Raw genomic sequence first — 23,032 nt, forward strand, 5'->3', positions numbered from 1 at the left:
CTTCCTTGCTGTTTACGGGCTGGCCGGGGCGAGCCAGCGGGCGCGGGGCAGCAGCAGGAGCAGCAGCGTGGCGGCCAGGACGGTGAGGATCAGGCCCGCGTGACCGCCAGTCAGGAACGCCAGGGGCAGCGCGGCGCAGGCGAGCAGGGGCAGGAGGGGCGTGCGGGCCTGTCTGGGACCGCCGAGGATCACCCAGGCGAGCGCCGCGCCGAGCAGGCTGCCGAGAATCTCGGCGATCAGGAGGGGGAGGTACGCGGTCAGCACGCCGCCGAGGGTGAAGCCCAGCGCGAGGCCCAGCAGCGCGCCGCCGAGCGTGAGGGGCGAGAGGGGCGTGCGGCGCGTGACGGCCCACAGCGGGATCAGCAGCGCGGCAAGGACCACCGCGAGGCCCTGCGTGAGGTGCACCTTGGTGAGGGTCTCGCGGACGCTGCCCTGCGTGAAGACCACGGCGACGTCCTGCGCGGTCACGGCGTTCTTCAGCTGCCAGCGCAACGTGGCGGGGCCGCCCAGCCCGGAACTGCCCAGGGCGGGGCGGGTCTGGCTGGTGGGGAACAGCGAGTACCGCTGGAACTTGGCGGGGCGGTCGGCGGTGACGGTCACGTCCAGATCCCGGATGGCCTCGCGGCGGCTGAGCTGGTAACTCCAGGCGCGTGAGCCCTGGTGCGCGTACGCGACCTGCACGTCCACGCGGCCCCCGGCGGGCACCTGCCCTTCCCAGACACTACCGCCGAGGAGGTCGCTGGCGCTGAGGGCCTGCCCGTTCACGGTCAGGGTGAAGCCGCTGAGGGTGCCGCTCCCGCCGGGCAGCGGGAACGCGAAGCGCAGCGTGGCGGGCGTGCTCAGCGGGTTGCGGAAGCGGTAGCTGGCCTGGAAGGCGGCGTTGTAGTACGTGCCGCGCCCCCCGGCGGGGTCCACGAAGCGCAGGTCGGCGCGGACGACGCTGCGGTCGAAGTCCAGCGGCCGTTCGGACTGCATGAGAACGGTGCGCGTGTAGCGCAGGCCTGCCGGGGTGCGGGTGAAGTTCTCGCGGAGATCCTGTACGGTGTCGCCGGGGCTTCCCAGGTACGGCAGCAGACCGTCCAGGCTGTTGTTGACGCTGACGCGGGTGGCGACGTCGCTGGGCAGGAGGAGGCTGCGGGTGTACGTGCGGTTCTCGACGAGGCTGGCGCGGGGGGCGGTCTGCACGGTCTGGCCGCCGTCGGGGTCGGCGGCGTTGGCGTAGCGGGCGCTCTGCTGCGCGGCGATGCGGGCGTCCACGGCGCGGCGCGACACGTTCAGCACGAGCAGCGCCGCACCCAGCAGCAGCGCGGCCAGCGCCCACCCGCCGAGCTGCGGCGCGTGGGTGCCCAGCCCGTGCAGCGTGCGGCGGGCGCGTTCCCGGTCGATCAGGGCGAGGCCCGCGAGGGCCAGCGCCAGCGCGGCCAGCACCAGCGCAGCGGGCAGGGCGAGGTCAAGCAGGGCGCGCAGCGCGCCGAGCAGGGCGGTCAGGGCGGTCTGAACCATGGGGCCTCCGGGGGATGGGGGAGAGGTTGTGGTGGATGTTGCTCCCTGGAGTACATCACTCACGCTCTTCGTGAAGCGTCCCTCTTTGGTTGCAGCGGGCCGGGCGCGGCACGATGGAGCATGACGCTCCTCGACCTGCCTGTCCGGCCGCTGGCCCCCCTGCTGGAGATGCACCTGGGTGCCGGTATCCGCTCGGCGCAGCGGCTTCACGGTGGGGACATCAGCGACACGTTCCGGCTGGACACCACGCGCGGCCCCTTCGTGCTGAAGACCTCGCCGCAGAAGGCAGGTGGCCGCCTGCCGGACGGGTTCTACGCCGCCGAGGCGCACGGCCTGAGCCTGCTGCGTTCCGCGCCGCTGGTCACCCCGGAAATCATCGCGCATGGCAGCGGTCCCGCCGGGCAACCGTACCTGCTGCTGTCCTGGCTGCCGCCCGGCGACGACACGCTCGCCACGCAGGACGCCCTGGGGCGGGGGCTGGCGGCGCTGCACGCCCGTCCCGTGCCGGGGTTCGGGGGCCTGCCGGACAATTATTTCGCGTCCCTGCCGCAGCGCAACCCGCCTGCTGGCAGCGCGGCCGAGTTCTTCTGGACCGCGCGGCTGGAGCCGCTGCTGACCCGTGAGCGGCTGCACCTGACGCCCCGCGACCGCGCGGGCTTCGACACGCTGCGGGGGCGCCTGCCGGACCTGATCCCACCCGAACCGCCCGCGCTGGTGCACGGGGACCTGTGGCACGGGAACGTGCGTTACACGCCGCGCGGCCCGGCCCTGATCGACCCGGCGGTGGGGTACAGCCACCGCGAGGTGGACGTGGCGGCCCTGCGGCTGTTCGGCGGCGTGCCCCGGCGGGTGTTCCAGGCGTACCACGAGGCGTTCCCGCTGGCGGACGGCTGGGAGGCCCGCGTGGCGCTGTGGAACCTGTACCCGCTGCTGGCGCACCTGCTGCTGTTCGGCGAGGGATACCTGGGCCGCACGCGGGAGGCGCTGCACGCAGCCCTCAGTCCCCGTTAAGTAGGTTTTACAAATCGATTGATTTATCAAAGCACAAGAGGCACACTACAGGCATGACCACCACTCCCGTCCTGCCTGCCAGCACCCACGTCGGCGCCGTGCACCTGAACGTCCGCGACCTGAACGGCACCGCCGCGTTCTACGCCACCCTGCTGGGCCTCAGCGCCACCACCCGGACCGACAGCGTCACCCTGGCCGCCCACGGCACGCCGCTCCTGCACCTGCACGCCGCGCCCGAACTGCCCGCCCCCGCCCCCTCCCGCCCCGGCCTGTACCACACCGCCTTCCTGCTCCCCACCCGCGCCGACCTGGGCCGCTGGCTGGCACACGCCGCGCAGCTGGGCCTGCGCATCGGCAGCGGCGACCACCTCGTCAGCGAGGCCTTCTACCTGAGCGACCCCGAAGGAAACGGCATCGAGGTCTACGCCGACCGCCCGCGCGACACCTGGACGTGGCGGGACGGACAGGTGCAGATGGATACGAAAGCCGTGGACGCCGCCGCCGTCCTAATGGCCGCCGGAATCGACCCCGCCACGCTGGACGGCGCGGTGGCCTTCACCGCGCCGCAGGGCACGACCGTCGGGCACGTGCACCTGAAGGTCGGTAGCGCCGCGCAGGCCGCCCGCTGGTACGCCGACACCCTCGGCCTGGATGTCGTCGCGGACCTGGGCAGCGCCGCGTTCCTCTCGTGGGGCGGGTACCACCACCACGTCGGCCTGAACGAATGGCACAGCGCCGGACAGCCCGCGCCGAGCACCCCCGCCGCCGGACTGGGCGGCGTGACCTTCCACACCCCCGACCTGGGCACCCTGCGCACGCACCTCGCGGGCCGCGCGGACGTGCAGGACGCGGGCGACCACCTGACCCTGAGCGACCCGTGGGGCAACCGCGTGACCGTCGCCCAGCGCTGATTCTGTACGCTGGGGCATGCGCGCCTCTCTGCGAACGCCGCTCCTGGCTGGCCTGCTGACCCTGATCCCCGGCACGGCGCAGGCCGCCGCGCCCGCCGGACTGCACCCCGTCCTGGCCACGCTGCCCGGCAGTGGCGGCACGTACCTGCTGGGCGGCTGGCAGGACGGCCGCTGGCTCTCCGACGCCCAGACCCGCCCCCGCATGACGTCCGGGGCAACCTACACCCGCCTCGCCCCCGGGGCGGCCCCCACGCGCGTGCAGGGAGGCCGCCCCGCCTCGCTGGGCGAACCGTGCGAGGTCACCTTCGAGGTCAAGGTCACGCCCGCCCGCGAGGGACTGGCCGTCCTCGCCTCGTCCCGGCTGAACGCCCAGCCGCGCCCCGTCACCGCGCTGCCCACCAGCAACGCCACCTACGAGGCCGCTGTCCGGGACGAACTGAAGCGGCAGGGCCTGCCGAACCCACAGGTGACCCTCACCCGCGTCATCCGCGCCGACCTGGACGGCAACGGCACACAGGAAGTCATCATCGAGGCCCGCCACTTCCAGAACGGCCGCGACGACTTCCCCCCGCCCGTCGGGCAGCCCGGCGACTACAGCCTCCTGCTACTGCGCGCCGTGGTGAACGGCAAGGTCGTGACCACCGTCCTGGGCGAGCACATCGCACCGCTGAAACCCTGGGACCCCGGCAGCAGCGACCCCATGCCCATGGCGACCCTGCACCGGGTGGCAGGCGTGGCCGACCTGAACGGCGACGGCCGCATGGAACTCGTCCTGTACGGCGCGTACTACGAAGGCTCGGGCTTCAGCGTGCAGCAGTGGACGCCCGCCGGACTGAAGGCCACGCCGCTGGAAAGTGGCTGCGGCGTGTAAAGCTCGCGCGGGCAGGCGCTACACTCGCGCCTGATGACCGACATGCCCGCCCGCACCCTCGTCGGCCCCGCCGATTCCCTCCCGGAAGGTCAGCAGACCGCCGTGGATGTCGCCGGGGTCAGTGTCCTCGTCGTGCACCATGACGGGCAGTTCTACGCCCTGCGCAACAACTGCACCCACAAGGACTTCCCGCTGCTGGGCGGCGACGTCAGCATGGGCCGCGTCACCTGCGAGAAACACGGCGCGAAATTCGAACTCGCGACCGGCAAGGCCAGGACGCTGCCCGCCGTGAAACCCGTGAAGCTGTACCGCACGCAGGTCGAGGAAGGCCAGCTGTACGTCTCCGAGCTGTAACTACACAACAGAGCTGTAACTACACAACAGAGCAGGGGACACCGTGACCGTCACGGCGTCCCCTTTCGCTCTTCAATTCATACGGACTCCGATTGAATGGGCTGCAAAGCCTATTCAATCCGAGCGGATGCGAGTGGGAGAGAAGAGGGTTCCGGACGTGGAGCCGGCAATCCGGTGAAGTTCCGGATTGTTGGCGAAACAAACGGAATCCGTATCAGAAGCCGCGTTCCGTGTCGCCGCGCACCTGATGCTCCAGCTCACTCGGCTCGCCCTGCGGCAGGTCACCGGGGCGCTGACTGACGTGCGGCGGCCCCTGTTCGCTGGGCGGCGTGTAGCCCGGATTGGGATCCACCGCCGCCTGACGCGTCTCCAGCGCCGTCAACGTGGACGCATTGATGCCCACGCCAGCCGACGGCACAATGGTATCCAGGTGCTCGCCGCCCAGTCCGGCCACCGTCTGCGCCCCGGCGAACTCGGCGTCCTGGGGAGTGTGCTCCATGGCCACCACGTCGCGCGTGGCGAGGTGATCGAACTGCGCGGTCACCTCGCGGGCGCTGTCCACCTCGACCGGCTCGTACCTGCCGTGATCGGCGCTGCCCACCCGGTCCCCGGCGGGCGTCGTCGTGTACGCCGCCTGATGGTCGTCCTTGCGGTCGGGCGTGTCGAAGCCCGTCTGCGCGCCGTGCTCGCCCGTCACGGGCGGGTTGCGGTCATCGTGATTGGTCATGCTGCCAGTCTGAACCGCACGTTCCGCAGCTGCCTTCCGGCTTTCTTCAGACGCCCGAACGGAACCGTTCAGGAACACTTACGCCGGGAGGGACCCCTCCAGCGAGTCGGCCAGCACCGCGTGCCCCTCCTCGCGCGCAAAGTCGGCGGCGCGGCGACCGTCGGCGGTCACGGCGTCCGCATCCGCTCCGCGCTGCCGCAGGAACAGCACCAGTCCCGCGTCGCCGTTCTGCGCGGCGGCCATCAGCGGCGTGAACCCGCCCTGCTGCGTGGCGTTCACGTCCGCGCCCGCCATCACCAGCGCCCGCGCCAGCCCCCCGTGCCCGCCCGCCACCGCCGAGTGCAGCGGCTGCACCCCCATCGCGTTGCGGCTGACCGCGTTCACGTCCGCGCCGCGCGACAGCAGCACCTCCGCGACCCCCGCGTGCCCGAAGAACGCCGCGAGGCCCAGCGGACTGAACCCGTCCCCACTCACGCCATGCACCAGCGCCGGTTCGGCGTCCAGTTCGCGCGTCAGGGCCGCCTCGTCCCCCAGCGCCGCCGCCTCGAACACGTCCAGCGGCGCGCCCAGGTCCACCAGCACGCGCGCCATGTCCGCCCGGCCGTAGTACACCGCGAACAGCACCGGACTCACGCCCATCGGACTGGGCAGGCCCAGCAGCCCCGCGTCCCCGTCCACCATGGCGCGCAGCAGCGCCTCGTCCCGCGTCTTGATCGCCAGGAAGAACGCCGCCTCGCGGTCCCCCACCGTTGCTCCGTCAGTCATGCGCCCAGGGTAGAGGCTCGGGCACTCAGCGTGTGGCCCTCGCCGTAGTGCGGAGCGCACAACCCCACCGTCAGGGGCGCGTCCGGCGCGGGCCAGCGCACCTCCCAGCGAGCGCCGTCCTCGATCAGCAGCAGCGTCAGGGCCAGCGTCCCGTCTGCCTGCCAGCCCGCCCGGACGGTCAGGGCGACGGTGGTGCCCCAGGTGTCCAGGGTCTGCTCCTCCCAGGCATTCAGCGTGAACCGGACCGTGTTCGGCGTCCGCCCGTCGAGGACCAGCGTGCCGCCTTCACCCGTGACGGTCAGGGTCGCGGCCTCCCAGCCCTCGTCGTTCGGGTCGAACGTGAAATGCGCCTGTGCGCCCCGCAACGGGGGCGGATTGAGGATCTCCGGCATGTCCAGCGTGAGGCCCGCGCAGCGCAGCCGCAGCGCCTCCGTGTCGGCGCCGAGTGGCAGGGGAGAGGACTGCGCGTTCCCCAGCAGGTGCGTCCAGGTGTGATCCAGCACGCCCTGCATATCGCCCACGCCCGCCGTGACGGCCAGCACCATGTCCTGCTCCGGCAGGACCACGCAGAACTGCCCGAACGCCCCGTCGGCGCGGTACGCTCCGTGACGGCAGCGCCACAACTGGTACCCGTACCCCTGCGCCCAGTCGCTGATCTCATCGCCGGGGTTCGTGCCGGGCGGGACGTGCGCGGCCCTCATCGCGTCCACCCACGCCGGGGCCAGCACTTCCTGACCCTGCCACGCTCCCCGGTTTAGCAGCAGCTGCCCGAACCTCGCCACGTCCTCCGTCCGCAGGTGCAGCCCCCACCCGCCCAGATTCACGCCCTCCGCGTTGCTCACCCAGCGCGCCCCCCGGACCCCCAGCGGCTCCAGCAGGCGCGGCGTCAGGAAGTCCAGCAGCGTCTCGCCGGTCACGCGCTGCACCAGCGCCGACAGCAGGAACGACGCGCCACTGTTGTACACGAAGTGCGTCCCCGGCCTGAACGCCACCGGCTGCGCCAGGAACGCCGCCGCCCAGTCTCCGTCCCCCGTCGCCACCAGCGCGTCCGTCACGTCCGCCGCGTGCCCCGTCCGCATGGTCAGCAGGTCCTCGACCCGCATGGCCCGCAGGTGCTCACCCACCACCGGCGGCAGGGCGTCCGGGAAGAGGTCCACCACCCGGTCCTCCACACCCAGGCGACCCTCCTGCACCAGCAGCCCCACACCCGCCGCCGCGAACGCCTTGCTCAGCGAGTACACGTGATGCACCCGCTCCGGCCCGTACGGGAACCAGTGACCCCCGGCCACCACCCGATCCGCCCGCCGCAACGTGAATCCATGCAGCTCCAGCCCGTCCGCCGCCAGGGCGTCCAGCCACGCCAGCACCGCCCCGGACGGCAGACCCTGAGACTCCGGCAACACCTGAACCATAGAAAGAGGCACGTCCCGTAGCGTGGGGCGTGCCACTGCGGCGGCATCCGCCAGGTGGCGCACCTACCGGTGATCCACGATAGCCAGCGGCTGCTTTGGCGTCAGGGTAATCTGCCCGGCCACTGCCTCGAACGTGAACCGCAGGCTGCCGAGCGGCACGGTCCCCAGGTGACGCGGGTTGAGGGACGTGGCGAGCGCCCGCAGCGGCCCAGCATCCCCGGAGAGCAGGATGCGCTGCACGGCACGGTCCGGGCCGACGAGGATGTTGACGAATCCGAAGTTGCTGGCCGGTGCAGTGACGCAGGCGTTCCTGAATTCCTGGGTGTACACGTAGATTCTGGGTTGTCCCTGACTGCCGGTTTTCCGCAAGGTCGTCACGTCCAGCGGCGCGTGCAGGGAGGACTGAAGCCAGTCCGCGAAGGCGTAGCAGTCGGGTGCCGGGGCGGCGCTGGAGGTCGGCAGACTCCAGATCAGAACGCCCAGCAGGGGTAGCAGTGCGGGGCGCGGCATACCGGCACCTTACGACGTGCGTGATCTGCGGTTGTGCTCATCTGCGCAAAAAGGGGCGGGAGCCTTCCTGTGGCTTCCCGCCCTCTGATGGCTGCGGCGTTACGCCCGCGCGCGCACGACGACGGCGATGCCCATGCCGCCGCCGATGCAGAGGCTGGCGACGCCGGTTTCCTTACCCAGGCGGCGCAGCTGGTGGATCAGCGTGACGAGCACGCGCGCCCCGGAAGCGCCGATGGGGTGCCCGAGAGCGACGGCGCCACCCGTGACGTTCACGCGGTCGGGGTCGGCGTTCAGGTCGCGCACGACGGCCAGGGACTGCGCGGCGAAGGCCTCGTTCAGTTCGAACAGGTCCACGTCGGCGACGCTCATTCCGGCGCGGGTCAGGGCGACGGGGACGGCCCTGGCGGGGCCGATGCCCATGATGGCGGGGTCCACGCCGATGGCGGCGTAACTGGCGATCTCGGCCAGGATGGGCAGACCGTGCGCCTGGGCGTATTCCTCGCTGGCGACGAGCAGCATGGCGGCGCCGTCGTTGATGCCGCTGGCGTTCCCGGCGGTGACGGTGCCGTCCTTCCTGAACGCGGGTTTCAGTTTGGTGAGGGCCTCGGCGGTGGTGGCGCGCGGGTACTCGTCGGCGCTGAAGGTGGTGGGGCCCTTGCGGCCCGGCACCTCGACGCTGACGAGTTCCTCCGCGAAGTGGTTGCCTTCCAGCGCGGCGGCGGCGCGGGTCTGGCTTTCCAGCGCGAAGGCGTCCTGTTCCTCGCGGGTCAGGCTCCACTGGGCTGCGATGTTCTCGGCGGTGATGCCCATGTGGTAGTTCCCGAACACGTCGGTCAGGCCGTCCGAGAGGATGGAGTCCAGCGCCTGCGCGTGCCCCAGCCGGTACCCTTCACGGGCGCGGGGGAGGAGGTACGGGGCGCGGCTCATGCTCTCGGTGCCGCCCGCGAGGTACAGCTGCCCGTCCCCGGCGCGGATGCCCTGCGCGGCGCTGATGACCGCCTGGAGGCCGCTGCCGCACACGCGGTTCACGGTCAGTCCAGGGACGTCCTGCGGGAGGCCCGCGCCGATCCCGACCTGACGGCCCACGTTCATGCCGCTCCCGGCCTGAAGGACGTTCCCCACGATCACGTCCGCGACATCCGCGCCGTTCACTCCGTTCAGCACGGCTTTCGCCGCCGTGACGCCCAGATCGGCCGCCGAGACGTCCTTGAGGCTGCCCATGAAGCTTCCGATCGGCGTGCGCTTCGCCGCCACGATCACCAGTTTGCTCATGCCCGGAGTCTAACGGGCGTTAGGGGGCCGCGCCGGTCACCGGAGCGGGAACGGGGGCGTGCAATTCTGCTTGACGCTTCACGGCCCAGCGATCATATTGAAAAACGATAATATCGAAGATCGATAAATCCCTGGAGGCCCCATGCTGACCCCCGCCCGCGCCCAGACCATCCTGACCTTTACACTGACCCTTATGGCCGTACTGACGGCTCTGGGGCTGTGCTTTTTTCTGTTGAACATGCGTTCGCCAGCGACGTATAGCCTGACTGTTCCCCTCGACATCACGCTCAGCCTTCCGGGCGGCCGGTACGACCTCTCGAACTTCCATCTGCCGCTCAGTGACTTGCCGGAATGGGCCAGAAATGTCTGGCTCGCTGGCTTTACCCTATTCATCGCGTGCCTGATCGCTCTGCTGTGGGGCGCCCGGCAGTTCACGCGCCGCCTGCTGAGTGACCCGTTCCATCCACATAATGTCCGCGATCTGACGGTGTCTGCGCGACTGGCTCTGATTTGGCAGGTTCTGGCCGTCGTGCAACCAACCCTGAACGGTTGGGTGACTGCACGCAGCCATCCGCTTGAGGCGTTGCGCCGCCAGCTCCCGGAAGACGCCATTGTTCACCAAGGCAACGCCATGCAACCGCTCTTCAATCTGTTCGGTGTGGATCTTACGCCCCTCTTGATCGCTGCGGTCTGCGTGCTGTTCGCCGCCGCCCTCACCCAGGCGGCACACATCCGCGAGCAGGAACGCCAGCTGCGCGCCGAACAGGAGCTGACCGTATGACCCCACACCGGCACACCCTGAATGTCCTGCTGCTGCTCCTGACGGTTCCCACGGTCCTCAGTCTGGTCGGGCTGGGCCTGCTGATCCTCGCGGCCCTGACGTTCATTCCGCATGACCTGCGCCTCAGCGCGGCGCTGGGCCTGTGGGCGGGGGTCAGTTTCGCCGGGTACTGGCACCTGAACCGCGCCATCGGGCTGACCCGCCGGAACGGCCCCCTGCACGGTGAGGTCAGCGAACACCTGTTTCGCGCCGGGCAGCGCCTCTTCTGGAGCGCCCTGCTGGGCACCCCACTCTCGCTGGCTGCCGTGTGGCGCATGGCGCCCGACCTCGGGCTGACGGACCGCTCGACTGGCGCGCTGCTGGGCGTCCTGCTCAGCCCTGAGCTGCTGCTCGGTACTCTGGTGTCCGTGGCGCTGCCGCTGCTGCTCATGGCGCTCTCCGGCTGGCTGGACGAGGGGCGCGCCAGCCTGGACCGCCAGAGGACGACCATATGACCCTGACTCTGCTGCTGCGCACCCGCGCCCTGACGCGCCTCGAACGCCTGTGCCAGTTGGGCCTGTTGCTCGGCACGGCCGCGCTGATCTACGGACTGGCCCAGCGGGGCTGGTCCGCGTTGCCCCAGATGCTCCTGGGGAGTCTCCCGGGCGCGCTGGCCCTGCTGTTCCTGTGGCGGGCCGCCCGGGCCAGCCGGCAGGGCAACCTGAGCGTCATCCCGCGAGAGGTCGCGCTGGCGGGCGTGGCGCTGCTGGCCGGGCAGGTCGTTCCTGCCCTGCTGCCGCTGGTCACCGCCGATCCGCTGCTGCTCGCCAGCAGCGCTGGACTGCTCGTGTTTTCAAGCCTGCCCGGCCTGGGTCTGCTGGCGTTCGCGGCGGTGCTGAACGTCACGTTCCAAGTGCTGCGCGACGAGGAACTGACGGTCTGACATGCCCATCCGCGTGCATCTCGACGACCTGCTGGCGCAGCGGGGCATGACCCTCTCGGAACTCTCTTCGCGGGTGGGGATCACCCTGGCGAACCTCAGCATCCTGAAGACCGGGAAAGCCCGCGCGGTACGATTCAGCACCCTGGACGCCCTGTGCCGCGCGCTGGATTGTCAGCCCGGCGACCTGCTGCGCTGGGAGGACGGCCCCCCGGAGTTCGACGACCTCTGATCTTTCTGGATGTGGGTGCGGACGCCTGAAAGCCTGGTCCGCCGGTTCAGAAGGTACGGACCACAGGGTGTGACGGCATCGTGTCGCCGCGCCGCTATACTGGCAGGCACCACACAATCACAGGACGAACCGGGGAAGTGCAGAGGCCACCGGGGCCTCGCCCGGATCGGGAGGTCCACATGGGAATCAACCGTCGTAAGTTCCTGAAGGGCGCCGCCGCCACCGCTGCGGCCAGCACCGTCTTCTCGCCGCACAGCTTCGCGCAGAGCGGCAACGTGCGCTGGCGCTGCGCTTCGAGCTTCCCCAAGAGCCTGGACACCATTTTCGGCGGGGCCAGCACGGTCGCCGAGCGGGTGGCGGCCATGACCGACGGGAAGTTCCAGATCCGCGCCTACGAGGCCGGGGAACTCGTGCCGGGCCTGCAGGTGCTGGACGCCGTGCAGCAGGGCACCGTCGAGTGCGGTCACACCTGCGGGTACTACTTCGTGGGCAAGGACCCCACCCTGGGCTTCGCGACCAGCGTGCCGTTCGGCCTGAGCGTGACCGAGCAGAACGCCTGGATGTACCACGGGGGCGGCATGGCGCTGCTGCGTGAGGTGTACGGGCAGTTCGGCGTGATCAACTTCCCGGCCGGGAACACCGGCGCGCAGATGGGCGGCTGGTGGAAGCAGGAGGTCAAGACGGCCGCGCAGCTTCGCGGGAAGAAGGTCCGCATTCCGGGGCTGGGCGGGCAGGTCATGGCGAAACTGGGCGCGAACGTGCAGGTCATCCCCGGCGGCGAGATCTACCTGGCGCTGGACCGTGGCGCCATCGACGCGGCCGAGTGGGTCGGGCCGTACGACGACGAGAAACTCGGGTTGCAGAAGGCCGCGAAGTTCTACTACTACCCCGGCTGGTGGGAACCCGGCCCGAACGTGGATTTCATCGTGAACCAGAAGCAGTACAACGCGCTGCCCAAGGCGTACCGCGAGATCCTGGCGACCGCCTGCGCCGAGGCGAACGTGACCATGATGGCCGAGTACGACGCGAAGAACCAGGCGGCGCTGGTGCGCCTGCAGCGGGGCGGCACGCAGCTGCGCCGCTTCTCGAACGACATCCTGACCGCCGCGAACAAGGCCACGCAGGAACTGCACGCCGAGAACTCCGCCAAGAACGCGGGGTACAAGAAGGTCTACACGCAGTGGAACGGGTTCCGGAACAACGTGCGGAACTGGCATCAGGTGAACGAGAAGGCCATGATGGACTTCAAGAGCTGAACGGCGGTCCCGGCGTGCGCTCCTGCCTCAGGGTGGGAGCGCACGTCTTCTGTGCCGTCCCGGCGCGGTAGCGGCATGAAAGAAAGCGCCCCTGGCCGGGGAGCGAGTGGCCAGGGGCGCGGGAGCGGGTGCGTTCAGGGACCGGCGGCGCGCAGGCCCGTCAGGCCGGGGAACACGATGCACAGCACCAGCACGAGCAGCTGGATGGCGATGAACGGCACCACGCCCCGGTAGATGTCGGCGGTCGCCAGGGCGCGCCCGGCGATGCCGCGCAGGTAGAACAGACTGAAGCCGAACGGGGGGGTCAGGAAGCTGGTCTGCAGGTTGATGCCGATCAGGATGCCGAACCAGATCATGTCGATGCCCAGTTCCCGCGCGACCGGCGCGAACAGCGGCAGCACGATGAACGCGATCTCGAAGAAGTCCAGGAAGCAGCCCAGGATGAAGATCACGAGGTTCGTCAGGATCAGGAACCCGATCACGCCGCCGGGCAGGGTGGTCAGCAGGTTCTGCATGAACAGGTCGCCGTCCAGCGCGCGGAACACCAGTGAGAACGCCGTCGAGCCGATCAGGATGAACATCACGAAGGCCGTCAGGCGGGCGCTGGAGAGCGTCACGTCCCACAGGGCCGCGCGGGTCAGGCGGCGGTTGGCCAGGGCCAGCAGCACCGCGCCGAGTGCGCCGACCGCGCCGGCCTCGGTGGCGGTCGCCACGCCGTAGAAGATCGAGCCGAGCACCACGAAGATCAGGATCAGGGGCGGCACCATGGCGCGCACCACCTGCTTCAGCAGCGCGCCCCGGCTGATGTTCAGTTCCTCGGCGGGCATGGCGGGCGCCAGGGCCGGGTTCAGGCGGGCGCGGATCAGCACGTACGCGATGTACAGGCCGCCCAGCATCAGCCCCGGCACCAGCGACCCCAGGAACAGGTCCCCGACCGACACGCCCAGTTCGCTGCCCAGCACCACCAGCACCACGCTGGGCGGAATGATCTGCCCCAGCGTGCCGGACGCGACGATCACGCCGCTGGCGAGGCCCTTGTCGTACCCGTACTTCAGCATGATCGGCAGGCTGATCAGGCCCATGGTCACGACGGTCGCGGCGACCACGCCGGTCGTGGCGGCCAGCAGCATGCCCACCAGCACCACGGCCACCGCGATCCCGCCGCGCAGCCGTCCGAACAGCAGGCCCGCCGTGCGCAGCAGGTCCTCGGCCAGTCCGCTCTTGCCCAGGATGCCGCCCATGAACACGAAGTACGGAATGGCGAGCAGCGTGAAGTTGCTCATGTTCCCGAAGATGCGGTCCGGCAGGGCGCGCAGCAGCAGCGCGTCGAACTGCCCGGTCGCCAGTCCGATCAGGCCGAAGATGATGGCGGTTCCGGCCAGCGCGAACGCAACCGGGTACCCGGTGAAGATCAGCGCGAAGGCGCCCAGGAACATCCACAGTCCGAGGGCGTCCATCAGTTGCCTCCGGCGTCGCGGCGCTGCGCCTCGGCCCGCGCGAGTTCCAGTTCGTCCAGCGCGCGGCGTTCCTCGTCGCTGAGTTCCACGTCGGCCAGCGCGGCCTGCACCTCGTCATGGTCCTCGTAGCGGTGGTGACCGCTCAGGACGCCCAGCGCCCGCAGGCCCATGCCGACGCCCGCGATCAGCAGCAGCACGAAGCCCAGCGGCACCAGCAGTTTCACCGGCCAGCGCAGCAGTCCGCCGGGGTCCGGGCTGCCCTCGTTGCCCCGGTAGCTCAGCAGGAACCACGGCCAGGACACGTTCAGCATCAGCACGCAGAACGGCAGCAGGAACAGCAGCGTGCCCAGCAGGTTGATCCACGCGCGGGCGCGCTGCGTCAGGCGGGAGTACAGCAGGTCCACGCGGACGTGCTCGTCGCGGCTCAGCACGTACGCGCCGCCGATCAGGAACACCGCGCTGAACAGGTACCACTGCGCTTCCAGCAGCGAGTTGCTGGACAGCGCCGTCCCGGCGTACCGGTCCACGAACCGGCCCAGGACGTTGAACAGCCCCACCCCGATCATCAGGAGCGTGAGCAGGCCCGTCAGGACCCCCAGCCCATGCGAGAAACGGTCAATGCCCCGTGCGAGGCCCATCAATGCCGACACATTCGCCACCCTTCCCGGACCGCGTCACGTCTCACCCGTCCAGGCGAACGGTGACGCCCCCGGCCATAAATTTGTACTTGCGCACGAGTATACGGGGTGGGTGTCACATTTGCGGCTCAGTCTGCCCGCGCGGCGGCCCGGCGCGGCGCCGGGGACGGTCCGCGCCGACCGGCGCGCCACACGGCCCACATCAGCAGCGGTTGCAGCGGCAGCCGCGCCCACAAGGCCCAGCCGGGCAGCCCGAAGCGTTCCGGGGACTGCGCCATGGCCACGTTCGCCGGGAACACCGCCAGCAGCAGCGCCAGCAGGCCCCAGCGGGCGGCGGGGCGCGTGGCGGGGTGCAGCAGGCCCAGGCCGCCCAGCACCTCGGCCGCGCCGCTCAGGAGCGTGGCGGTCCGCGCCGGGAACGGCACCCAGCTGGGCACGATGCTGTCGAAGGGGCGCGGCGTGATGAAATGCAGCGCGCCCGCCCCGACGAACAGGGCGCTCAGGAGCAGCACGCCGGGCGTGGGCCGGGGCGCTTCACGGGTGTGGTGGTCATGGGCGGGGCGGCGGGACATGGCGCAGCCTCGCGCATTTCAGGGCAAAAGAAAAGGAGCCCGCAGGCTCCGGTGGTCAGGGCAGCGGGGTTCAGCCGTTGCTGGCGGGCACGCTGCGGGCTTCCTCGCGGTCCTTCAGTTCCTTGTCGCTCAGGCCGTCGTTGTTGTTGCGGGGCGCCTGGGCCTCGCGGTCGTTGGCGCTCTTGACCGACGGCTGGTTGTCGTGCTCGATCTCATGCACTTCCTTCTTGTTGCGGTCGTAATCCTGGGGCTGGCTGGTGTGGCCCTTGTTCTTGTCGTCTTTGTCAGGCATACCCCTACCCTGACAGGTCGCTGCCGGGCGTCCTTGTGGCGCGCGTGAACGGCACTTCAGAGATGAAGTGAGCCTCAAGTCGCTATCCTGCGTCGCATGAGGGTCGCGGTGATCAGTGACGTCCACGGGAACGCCTTCGCGCTGGAAGCCGTGCTGCGCGAGGTCCGGGCCGCCGCGCCGGACCTGACCGTGAACCTGGGCGATCAGGTCGAGGGCAGCGCCGACCCCGCCCGCGCCCTGATCGCCCAGGCGCAGCTGGCGCGGGCGGGCGCGCTGGAGGTACGCGGCAACAACGAGGAGAAACTCTGGCCGGGCGGCCGCCGCTCGGCGCTCTCGCGGGCGTACGGGGCGTGGCTGGAGGCGCACACCGACCCGGCGCTGCTGGCGCGCGTGGCCGCCCTGCCGCTGACCGCACGGGCCGGGGACCTGCTGGCCTTTCACGGCACCCCGGACAGCGCCTGGGACAGCCTGCTGTGGGCCTGGGACCCGGCCGGGTTCTACCGCGCCCGCGACCCCCGGAGCCTGCGCGCCCGGGTGGACTCCCTGAACGCCGGCGTGGTCGTGTGCGGTCACACCCACCGGCCCGGCGCGACCCGCGTGGGCGACACGCTGGTCGTGAACGCCGGGGCGGTCAGCGATCAGGTGGACGGCGACCCCCGCGCCCGCTGGACGCAACTGGACCGCGTGAATGGCCGCTGGGCCGTCACCTTCCACGTCACGGAGTACGACATCGAGGCGGCCGTCGCCTGGGCCGCCACCCACACGCCCTTCGGGAACGGCGAGACCAGCCTGCTGCGCACCGGCACGATGGACGTGCGCGGCGACGGCGTGTGGGAAGGGCCGCAGCCCTGACGGTGTACGCTGCACGCATGTTGCGATGGATGTTCACCGCTGCGCTCGTCCTCGGTACGGGCGCCCAGGCTGCCGGGTGTGGCGGCACCGAGGGGCAGCCCGACTGGGCGCGCGCCGGGGCGTTCCGGGGAACCCTCGGCGCGCTGCCGGTCGCACTGAGCTTCGACCCCAGGGGCGAGTCGCGGTACTTCTACGAGGGCCGCAGCCTCGACCTGTTCCTGGAGGCCCGCCGCAGCGGGAACGCGCTGGTGCTGGAGGAAAGCGTCCGCCGGGACTTCGGTGAGCGCGTGCTGACCGGCTGTTTCACCCTGATGCCCGCTCCTGGCGGCCTGAAGGGAACGTGGCAGGCCCCCGGCGCGGCCAGGGCGCTGGAGGTGAACCTGACGCCGCTGGACACGGCCAGCCTGCCGATGCGTCTCCCCCTGTCGCCGGGCCTGAGTGCGCTGCGCCGTGACGACCCCCTGGCGTTCCTGAAACTGAACCGCCCCTGGGTCACCCTGCCCGGTGGGCGCGCGGTGCGTGAACCGCTGTCCGGCGTGACGTACCCGCGCGTGCCCGGCGCGAGCGGCGCGCTGAACGCCGCGCTGCAGGACCGGCAGCTGCGCCACGCGGCGGACGCCCTGGACTGCCGGGCCACGCTGCCCGAATCGGCCCAGAAGGACCCGCAGGAGGGCTACAACCTGAGTGCCGGGATCACGCTGTCGAACGCCCGTCTGCTCAGCCTGCGCGAAGACGTGGACTACTACTGCGGCGGCGCACACCCCTCGTACTGGACCGAGGGCGTCATCTTGGACCGCGTCACGGGCCGCGCCGTCCCGCTGACCACCCTGTTCCCCAAACTGAGTGCCGCGCGCCAGAAGACGCTGTACCTGTCGGGCGTGAAAGCGCAGGTGGACACCGACTGCCTGAACGTCCTGCGGGACAGTGCCGGAGACTTCACCGCCCACCTGAGCGCCACGGGTGTGAACCTGACCCCCAGCGACCTGCCGCACGTCGTGGGCGTGTGCGCCGAGACCGTCACGCTGCCGTACGCCACCCTGCGCGGCGACGCGAACCTGAACAGCCCGCTCGTGAAGACGCTGTACCCGAACTGACCTGAACAGGAAAAGCGCCCCCGCCGAGCCACTGGCGGGGGCGCTTTCCGGGTTGAGCTGTCAGTCGCGGCTGCCGCCACCGATCCCGAACAGACGCAGGATGAACAGGAACATGTTGATGAAGTCCAGGTACAGCGCCAGCGCGCCGTTGATGGCGGCCCGCTCGGCCTGCTCACCCTGAATGCCGCTCAGGGCGAGGTTGCGCAGCATCTGGGTGTCGTAGGCGGTCAGGCCCGCGAACAGCAGCACGCCGACCACGCTGATGATCAGGGTCAGGGGGCCGCTCGCCACGAACAGGTTCACGATCATCGCGACGAACAGGCCCAGCACCGCGAACATGAAGAAGCGGCCCATGGCGCTCAGGTCCTTCTTGATCACGAAGCCCGCCACGCTCATCAGGCCGAAGGTGCCGGCGGTTGTGGCGAACGCGGCCGTCACGGCGCTCATGTCGTAGGCCAGCAGGATCGAGGAGAAGGTCAGGCCGGTCAGGGCGGCGTACACGATGAACAGCACGCCGGCCAGCGCGCTCGGGAGTCGCTGGGCGCCCAGGCTCAGGACGAACACCAGGGCCAGCTGCGCGATGATCAGCGGCATGCGCAGGTTCAGGACCTGCAGGGCGAGGACTTCGTTGCTGGCGGTCAGCCACGCGATACCGGCCGTGAGGGCCAGACCGGCAGCCATCCACGAGTACGTGCGGGCCATGAACGTCCGGACGATGTCCGTGGTTCTCGACTGGGTGGAGGGGTAGGTCTGCATACACCAAGAATACGCGCCCGGCCTGACGGGAGTTCCCGCCGCGCCGGCCGCGTTCTTGAGGATGCGTTGATCCAGCCCCGCCGCCACCCTCCTGGCCTACTGGCGGATCAGCAGCGCCAGCGGGAAGTTCTCCAGCACCTTCGCCAGTGGCGTGCGGGCCGCCCGGACGCGCAGCGTCTCGCCGGTCAGGGCGTTCGTGTACGTCCCGGCCGGCAGGGTAATCTGGCGGTTCCCCCACGCCTCGGCGGTCGCCCAGGGGCGCTGCTCGCGCGTGAGGGTCAGGGTCAGGCGCGGCGCGACCGTCACGGCCAGCTGCCCGGCGTGCTCGCGGCGGAACGCCACGACGTGCCGCCCGGCCTCCAGGGCGTGGTACGAGCCGTGCCGGAACAGCTCCGGGTGGTCGGCGCGGGCCTTCAGCGCCGCCCAGGTGACCAGGACTTTCACGCTGCCGTCCCCGAAAGTGTCCAGTAGCCGCCCGGCCAGCGCGGGGCCTGCGCCGCGTTCCAGGCGGCCCAGCGTGCGGTTCAGCGCGCCGTAGTCCACGGGGCGGCGGTTGTCGGGGTCCACCAGACTCTGGTTCCAGCCCTCGCTGCCCTGGTATGTGTCCGGCACGCCCGGCGCGCTCAGGCGCACCAGCGCGGCGCTCAGGCCGTTCTGCGCGCCGTACGGACTGATCCGGCCGTGCAGTTCCCGCAGCGAGTCCATGAAGGTGTCGTTGCCGATCAGGCCGCGCACCAGGGCGTCCAGCGCCTCCTCGTAGTCGCTGTCCGGCGCGGCCCAGCTGGTCCGCAGTTTCGCCTCGCGCGCCGCCTTGAGCATGTACGCGCTCAGTCGGTCGGCGAAGTCCTCCGTGCGGCCGTCGAGCGGGTACGCGCCCAGGGCGTTCTGCAGCAGCACGAAGGCGTCGGCGGTGGTGGGCGCGCGGCCCAGGTCCAGTTCGGTTTCCAGGGACCGGATCAGCGGCGACCAGCGGCTCAGGTATGCCGCCCAGGTCTGCGGGATCTCGGACAGGACACTGATGCGCGCGCGGGTGTCCTCGCCGCGTTTGGTGTCGTGCGTGCTGCCGGCCAGCATCGCCTGCGGCCAGTGCGCTGCCCGCGCCGCAGCGGCCGCGTGGAAGGTCCGCAGCGGCGTGCCGAACAGCGCCGGGTCGCCCCCCACCTCGTTCAGGGACAGCAGCCGGGCGTAGCGGTAGAAGGCCGTGTCCTCGGCGCCCTTGGCGGTCACGGGGCCGGTCAGCTGCTGGAATTTCAGGGTGAAGTCCGCGTACGCCTCCTGCGTGCCCGCATCCGGGGCCTTCAGGGTCAGGACCGCGTGCAGGTAGTCGAACACGCTGGGGTCCAGCGGCGCCCCGGCGCGGCGGTTCTGGGTTTTGGCGTCGCGGATGGCGTGCGCGATCTTCGCGTCGTCACCGGGTTCCCGCGCCCCGTCCGCGCGGATGTACGTGCGGTACACCGGGAACGACGCGATCACCTCGCGGATCGCGGCGCGCAGCGTGCTCAGCGTGAAGTCCCGCGCGTGCAGGTCCGCCTCGGCCAGCCGCTCCAGGTGCTCGGCCAGCACGTTCACCTCGCCCGGCAGGCTGACCCGCTGGATCAGGTGCTTGCCCCGGTACAGGTGCTCCCCGTACGAGGAGCGGTCCCCGGTGAAGCGGCGGTACACGGCGCTGATCTCCTCCTCGTTCGCGCCGTCCACGAACACGCCGTTCAGCTGCGCCAGGAAGTCGTACCCGGTCGTGCCGTGAATCGCCCAGGCGTCCGGCAGGACCTCACCGGGTTCCAGGATCTTCTCGGCGACCACGTACAGCGGCAGCGGTCCGTCCCGCAGCGCCGCGACCGGGTCCAGGCCCAGCGCGTTCGCGGCGCCGGCCTGCAACGACTGGAAGTACCCGGCCGGGTCGAACAGGCCGTCAGTATGGTCGAGCCGCACGCCCTGCACCAGTCCCTCGCGCAGCAGTTCGAACAGCGTGGCGTGCGCCCAGGCGAACACGCGCGGGTCCTCCATGCGCAGCGCCGCGAGGTCGTTGATGTCGAAGAACCGGCGGTAGTTGATCTCCTCGGCCGCGACCTTCCAGAACGCCAGCCGGTAGTTCTGCTCGCTCACCAGCGCGTCCAGGCGGGCGTGGTCGGCATTCACGGCCCTGACGGTCGCGTCCAGCGCGGCGCGCACCGCACCCGACGCCTCGGCCAGCGCCTGCACGCGCCGGGTCATGACCTCGACCTCCTGCGCGCGGATCACGCGGTCCGTGTCGGTCAGGTCGCCGGACGTGCTGCGCGGCAGGTTATCCACGCTGCGGCGGATACTCGCCAGTTCCGCGCGGGTCGCCGTGTCCGTCCCGGACGGCAGCGCCTCCTGCACCCACGCCAGCACGTGCGCCACGGAGCGCGGCGACATCGGCAGCGCCCGCTCCCAGTACCGCAGGGTGAACACGCCGCCCACCCGTTCCAGTTGCAGTTCGCCGCGCTCCAGCACCCGGCCGTACTGGTCGCCCAGCACCGGCAGCAGCACCCGGCCCTCCAGCGCGCGTTTCAGCGGCTGCCACGAGATGTCGAAGAAGTGCGCGTAGCGGCTGGCCTGCCCGTGGCGCAGCACGTCCTCCCAGTAGGGATTGTGCCCGCCCTGGATGCCCATGTGGTTCGGCACGAAATCCACGATCAGGCCCAGGCCCAGCTCCCGCGCCCGCGCGGACAGGCGGCGCAGCCCCGGCAGGCCGCCCAGTTCCGGGTTGATCTGCGCGTGGTCGGTCACGTCGTACCCGTGGGTACTGCCGGGCGTGCTGGTCCAGATGGGCGACAGGTACACGTCGGTCACGCCCAGCCGTTTCAGGTACGGCAGGGTGCGCCGCGCCGCCGCGAAATCGAAGTCGCGGTGCAGTTGCAGGCGGTACGTGGCGGCCGGCAGGTGCGGCGTGAATCCGTCCGGGGCGGCCCCGTTCCTCACGCCCCCGTCCTTCACCGCCCCGTCCTTCACCGTCGCGCCGCTCACGCCGGGTCTCCCAGCAGCAGCGCCTCGCCCGGCACCAGCGGCCGCGCACTCAGGGGAGCCCCGTCGGGGTCCTCCGAGCGGAGCAGGACCGGCGCGCCGGGCGTGACCGGCAGTCCGCTCAGGCTGTCCAGCGGCTGCGAACCCAGGTTCCACAGCAGCGTCCGCTGGCCCTGCGGCGTCCGCCACTGCACCCACAGCACCTGCCCGTCCTCGCGGCTGCCGGCCGACAGGAACCGCCGGGACCGCTCGCACAGCACCGGGTCGTGCCGCCGCAGGTGAAGCAGCCGGCGGTACAGCGCCAGCGTGCGCGCGTGCTCACCGCGTTCCAGTTCGGACCAGTCGAGTTTCGCGCTCCGGAACGTTTCCTCCGCCTGCGGGTCCGGGATGTTCTCACCGCTGAAACTGGAGAAGTACGCGAACTCGCGGCGGCGGCCCTCGCTGACCAGTTGCCCCAGCTCGCCGTGATGGTCGCTGAAGAACGGGAAGGGCGTCCCGGCCGCCCACTCCTGCCCCTGGAAGAGCAGCGGCGTCATGGGCAGCGTCAGCAGCAGCGTGCCGGCCCCCCGGTACTCGGCGAGCGTCACGCCGTCCGCCTGATGCAGCCGGTCACCCAGCGCGCGGTTCCCGATCTGGTCGTGGTTCTGGATGCAGTACACGAAACTCGGCGCTTCCAGCGCGTCGGCCGGCTGTCCCCGGTGATGCTCCTCACCCGTCACGTTCCAGAACTGCCCCTCGTACTTCCAGCCGCGGTTGATGACCTGCGCCAGTTCGGCCGCGCCGCCCCGGAACCCGCCGTAGTACCCTTCCTGCTCGTCCGTCAGGGTCACGCGGACCTCATGATGAAAGTCATCCACCCAGATGCCGTCCAGGCCGTCCCCGGTCACCAGGGACGGCTCGTTGCGGTGATCCTCGGCCAGCAGGACGTGATGCCCGCCCAGCGCATGGACCTCGCGCGCCAGCTCCCGCAGGATGTGCACCTCGCTGTCGTCCTGCATGGCGGCCGTCGCGTCCAGCCGCAGCCCGTCGAGCCGGTAGTCCTGCAACCACATCCGGGCGTTCCCCGTGATGTACCGCCGCATGTGCTCCTCGGCGTAGTCCAGGCCCTGTCCCCACGCGGTATGGAAGCGGTCCGTGAAGTACGACGGGCTGTACGACAGCAGGTAGTTGCCGTCCGGCCCGAAATGGTTGTACACGACGTCCAGGAACACCGCCAGCCCCAGCCCGTGCGCGGCGTCCACGAACGCCATCAGGTCCTCGGGACGGCCGTACGGCGCGAACGGCGCGTACATCGCCACGCCGTCGTACCCCCAGCCGCGCCCACCGGGGAAGGCGGCCAGCGGCATCAGCTGCACGGCCGTCACGCCCAGATCCCGCAGGTACGGCAGCCGCTCCTGCGCGGCCCGCAGCGTGCCTTCCGGCGTGAAGGTGCCCACGTGCAACTCGTAGAACACGCACTCCGGTAGCGGCCGGCCAGTCCAGTCGGTGTGCTGCCAGCGGTACGCACCCAGGTCCACCACCTCGGCCTCGGCGTGCACGCCGTCCGGCAGGAACCGCGCGTAGGGGTCCGGCGTGGGCTGGCCGTCGAGTTCGAACAGGTACCGGCTGCCCGCCCCGACCGGCAGGACCAGCTCGAAGTACGCACCGGGAAGCGCTTCCATCAGGTGCCGCTCGCCATTCACCCGCACCGCCACCTGCTGTGCGCGGGTGCTCCACACCCGGAACCGGGTCTCCTGACCGCCGGGCAGCAGGTGCGCTCCCAGCCTCGACCTCACCTGATCCTGCGGACTGTCCTGCCGGGCCGCGTAGTCGTCACTCATGATTGCCCTCCCCCCACGCCACCCTGACCGGCGTGGCAATGGACT

At 70.7% G+C, this 23,032-nt stretch carries 24 protein-coding genes; 11 read left to right on the forward strand and 13 right to left on the reverse strand.

Going from position 1 to position 23,032, the window contains the following annotated elements; genetic code table 11:
* Nucleotides 1-12: 12 nt before the first annotated feature.
* Entirely contained in the window at nt 13-1,503 is a 1,491-nt protein-coding gene (locus CBQ26_RS09500; RefSeq protein WP_088248381.1) for a hypothetical protein, read from the reverse strand.
* Between the two features lie 120 nt (nt 1,504-1,623).
* On the opposite strand from CBQ26_RS09500, the gene CBQ26_RS09505 reads away from it, so the two are divergent.
* The 4 genes from CBQ26_RS09505 to CBQ26_RS09520 are packed head-to-tail and all read left to right on the forward strand — an operon-like array spanning nt 1,624 to nt 4,650.
* On the forward strand, nt 1,624-2,514 hold the full coding sequence (locus tag CBQ26_RS09505) for a fructosamine kinase family protein (RefSeq protein ID WP_088248382.1): 891 nt from the start codon (nt 1,624-1,626) through the stop codon (nt 2,512-2,514).
* Between the two features lie 53 nt (nt 2,515-2,567).
* The gene (locus CBQ26_RS09510) at nt 2,568-3,425 is read left to right on the forward strand and encodes a VOC family protein (protein ID WP_088248383.1); all 858 of its coding nucleotides are present in this window, start codon (nt 2,568-2,570) and stop codon (nt 3,423-3,425) included.
* Between the two features lie 16 nt (nt 3,426-3,441).
* The gene (locus tag CBQ26_RS09515) at nt 3,442-4,296 is read left to right on the forward strand and encodes a hypothetical protein (protein ID WP_088248384.1); all 855 of its coding nucleotides are present in this window, start codon (nt 3,442-3,444) and stop codon (nt 4,294-4,296) included.
* A 42-nt stretch (nt 4,297-4,338) separates the two neighbouring features.
* Complete coding sequence (locus CBQ26_RS09520) at nt 4,339-4,650, forward strand: non-heme iron oxygenase ferredoxin subunit (RefSeq protein ID WP_088248446.1); 312 nt, start codon at nt 4,339-4,341, stop codon at nt 4,648-4,650.
* A gap of 214 nt (nt 4,651-4,864) precedes the next feature.
* Here CBQ26_RS09520 and CBQ26_RS09525 read toward each other — a convergent pair whose 3' ends face one another.
* The 5 genes from CBQ26_RS09525 to CBQ26_RS09545 all read right to left on the reverse strand — a co-directional run bounded on the left by CBQ26_RS09525 (nt 4,865) and on the right by CBQ26_RS09545 (nt 9,336).
* On the reverse strand, nt 4,865-5,377 hold the full coding sequence (locus tag CBQ26_RS09525) for a hypothetical protein (protein WP_088248385.1): 513 nt from the start codon (nt 5,375-5,377) through the stop codon (nt 4,865-4,867).
* Between the two features lie 78 nt (nt 5,378-5,455).
* Complete coding sequence (locus CBQ26_RS09530; protein ID WP_172418009.1) at nt 5,456-6,142, reverse strand: ankyrin repeat domain-containing protein; 687 nt, start codon at nt 6,140-6,142, stop codon at nt 5,456-5,458.
* The gene (locus CBQ26_RS09535; RefSeq protein ID WP_143342042.1) at nt 6,139-7,566 is read right to left on the reverse strand and encodes a serine hydrolase domain-containing protein; all 1,428 of its coding nucleotides are present in this window, start codon (nt 7,564-7,566) and stop codon (nt 6,139-6,141) included. The genes CBQ26_RS09530 and CBQ26_RS09535 overlap by 4 nt, the downstream gene beginning before the upstream one ends.
* Before the next feature lie 51 nt (nt 7,567-7,617).
* Nucleotides 7,618-8,064, reverse strand: coding sequence for a hypothetical protein (locus CBQ26_RS09540; RefSeq protein ID WP_088248387.1), 447 nt, complete (start codon nt 8,062-8,064; stop codon nt 7,618-7,620).
* A gap of 99 nt (nt 8,065-8,163) precedes the next feature.
* Nucleotides 8,164-9,336, reverse strand: coding sequence for an acetyl-CoA C-acetyltransferase (locus CBQ26_RS09545; protein WP_088248388.1), 1,173 nt, complete (start codon nt 9,334-9,336; stop codon nt 8,164-8,166).
* Nucleotides 9,337-9,478: 142 nt separating this feature from the next.
* On the opposite strand from CBQ26_RS09545, the gene CBQ26_RS09550 reads away from it, so the two are divergent.
* The 5 genes from CBQ26_RS09550 (at nt 9,479) to CBQ26_RS09570 (ending at nt 12,524) form a co-directional block, all read left to right on the forward strand.
* A complete protein-coding gene (locus tag CBQ26_RS09550; RefSeq protein ID WP_088248389.1) occupies nt 9,479-10,117 on the forward strand; it encodes a DUF2975 domain-containing protein in 639 nt (212 codons plus the stop codon).
* Nucleotides 10,114-10,611, forward strand: coding sequence for a hypothetical protein (locus tag CBQ26_RS09555; protein ID WP_088248390.1), 498 nt, complete (start codon nt 10,114-10,116; stop codon nt 10,609-10,611). Before CBQ26_RS09550 ends, CBQ26_RS09555 begins: the two co-directional genes overlap by 4 nt.
* Nucleotides 10,608-11,039: a hypothetical protein gene (locus CBQ26_RS09560; RefSeq protein WP_088248391.1), complete on the forward strand. Its 432-nt coding sequence runs from the start codon at nt 10,608-10,610 to the stop codon at nt 11,037-11,039. The genes CBQ26_RS09555 and CBQ26_RS09560 overlap by 4 nt, the downstream gene beginning before the upstream one ends.
* Nucleotide 11,040: 1 nt before the next feature.
* Nucleotides 11,041-11,268 carry a helix-turn-helix domain-containing protein gene (locus CBQ26_RS09565; protein WP_088248392.1) on the forward strand — a complete coding sequence of 76 codons (228 nt, stop codon included), beginning with the start codon at nt 11,041-11,043 and terminating at the stop codon, nt 11,266-11,268.
* 179 nt (nt 11,269-11,447) lie between these two features.
* The gene (locus tag CBQ26_RS09570) at nt 11,448-12,524 is read left to right on the forward strand and encodes a TRAP transporter substrate-binding protein (protein WP_088248393.1); all 1,077 of its coding nucleotides are present in this window, start codon (nt 11,448-11,450) and stop codon (nt 12,522-12,524) included.
* Nucleotides 12,525-12,658: 134 nt separating this feature from the next.
* Here CBQ26_RS09570 and CBQ26_RS09575 read toward each other — a convergent pair whose 3' ends face one another.
* From CBQ26_RS09575 to CBQ26_RS09590, 4 genes are all read right to left on the reverse strand, one after another.
* Entirely contained in the window at nt 12,659-13,981 is a 1,323-nt protein-coding gene (locus tag CBQ26_RS09575; RefSeq protein WP_088248394.1) for a TRAP transporter large permease, read from the reverse strand.
* The gene (locus CBQ26_RS09580; RefSeq protein WP_088248395.1) at nt 13,981-14,619 is read right to left on the reverse strand and encodes a TRAP transporter small permease subunit; all 639 of its coding nucleotides are present in this window, start codon (nt 14,617-14,619) and stop codon (nt 13,981-13,983) included. The genes CBQ26_RS09575 and CBQ26_RS09580 overlap by 1 nt, the downstream gene beginning before the upstream one ends.
* 128 nt (nt 14,620-14,747) lie before the next feature.
* On the reverse strand, nt 14,748-15,191 hold the full coding sequence (locus CBQ26_RS09585; RefSeq protein WP_229844331.1) for a DoxX family protein: 444 nt from the start codon (nt 15,189-15,191) through the stop codon (nt 14,748-14,750).
* A gap of 70 nt (nt 15,192-15,261) precedes the next feature.
* Nucleotides 15,262-15,483: a hypothetical protein gene (locus tag CBQ26_RS09590; RefSeq protein ID WP_088248396.1), complete on the reverse strand. Its 222-nt coding sequence runs from the start codon at nt 15,481-15,483 to the stop codon at nt 15,262-15,264.
* A gap of 96 nt (nt 15,484-15,579) precedes the next feature.
* Here CBQ26_RS09590 and CBQ26_RS09595 point away from each other — a divergent pair, with 96 nt between their 5' ends.
* Nucleotides 15,580-16,335, forward strand: coding sequence for a metallophosphoesterase family protein (locus tag CBQ26_RS09595; protein ID WP_088248397.1), 756 nt, complete (start codon nt 15,580-15,582; stop codon nt 16,333-16,335).
* 17 nt (nt 16,336-16,352) lie between these two features.
* A complete protein-coding gene (locus CBQ26_RS09600) occupies nt 16,353-17,429 on the forward strand; it encodes a hypothetical protein (RefSeq protein ID WP_229844330.1) in 1,077 nt (358 codons plus the stop codon).
* A gap of 60 nt (nt 17,430-17,489) precedes the next feature.
* Here the strand turns inward: CBQ26_RS09600 and CBQ26_RS09605 are convergent, their stop codons facing one another.
* The 3 genes from CBQ26_RS09605 to treZ all read right to left on the reverse strand — a co-directional run bounded on the left by CBQ26_RS09605 (nt 17,490) and on the right by treZ (nt 22,987).
* Nucleotides 17,490-18,185 carry a Bax inhibitor-1/YccA family protein gene (locus tag CBQ26_RS09605; protein WP_088248398.1) on the reverse strand — a complete coding sequence of 232 codons (696 nt, stop codon included), beginning with the start codon at nt 18,183-18,185 and terminating at the stop codon, nt 17,490-17,492.
* 96 nt (nt 18,186-18,281) lie between these two features.
* Nucleotides 18,282-21,125: a malto-oligosyltrehalose synthase gene (gene treY, locus CBQ26_RS09610; RefSeq protein WP_088248450.1), complete on the reverse strand. Its 2,844-nt coding sequence runs from the start codon at nt 21,123-21,125 to the stop codon at nt 18,282-18,284.
* Between the two features lie 41 nt (nt 21,126-21,166).
* A complete protein-coding gene (gene treZ / locus CBQ26_RS09615) occupies nt 21,167-22,987 on the reverse strand; it encodes a malto-oligosyltrehalose trehalohydrolase (protein WP_088248399.1) in 1,821 nt (606 codons plus the stop codon).
* Between the last annotated feature and the right edge of the window lie 45 nt (nt 22,988-23,032).

This window comes from Deinococcus indicus, from assembly GCF_002198095.1.
GTDB lineage: Bacteria > Deinococcota > Deinococci > Deinococcales > Deinococcaceae > Deinococcus > Deinococcus caeni.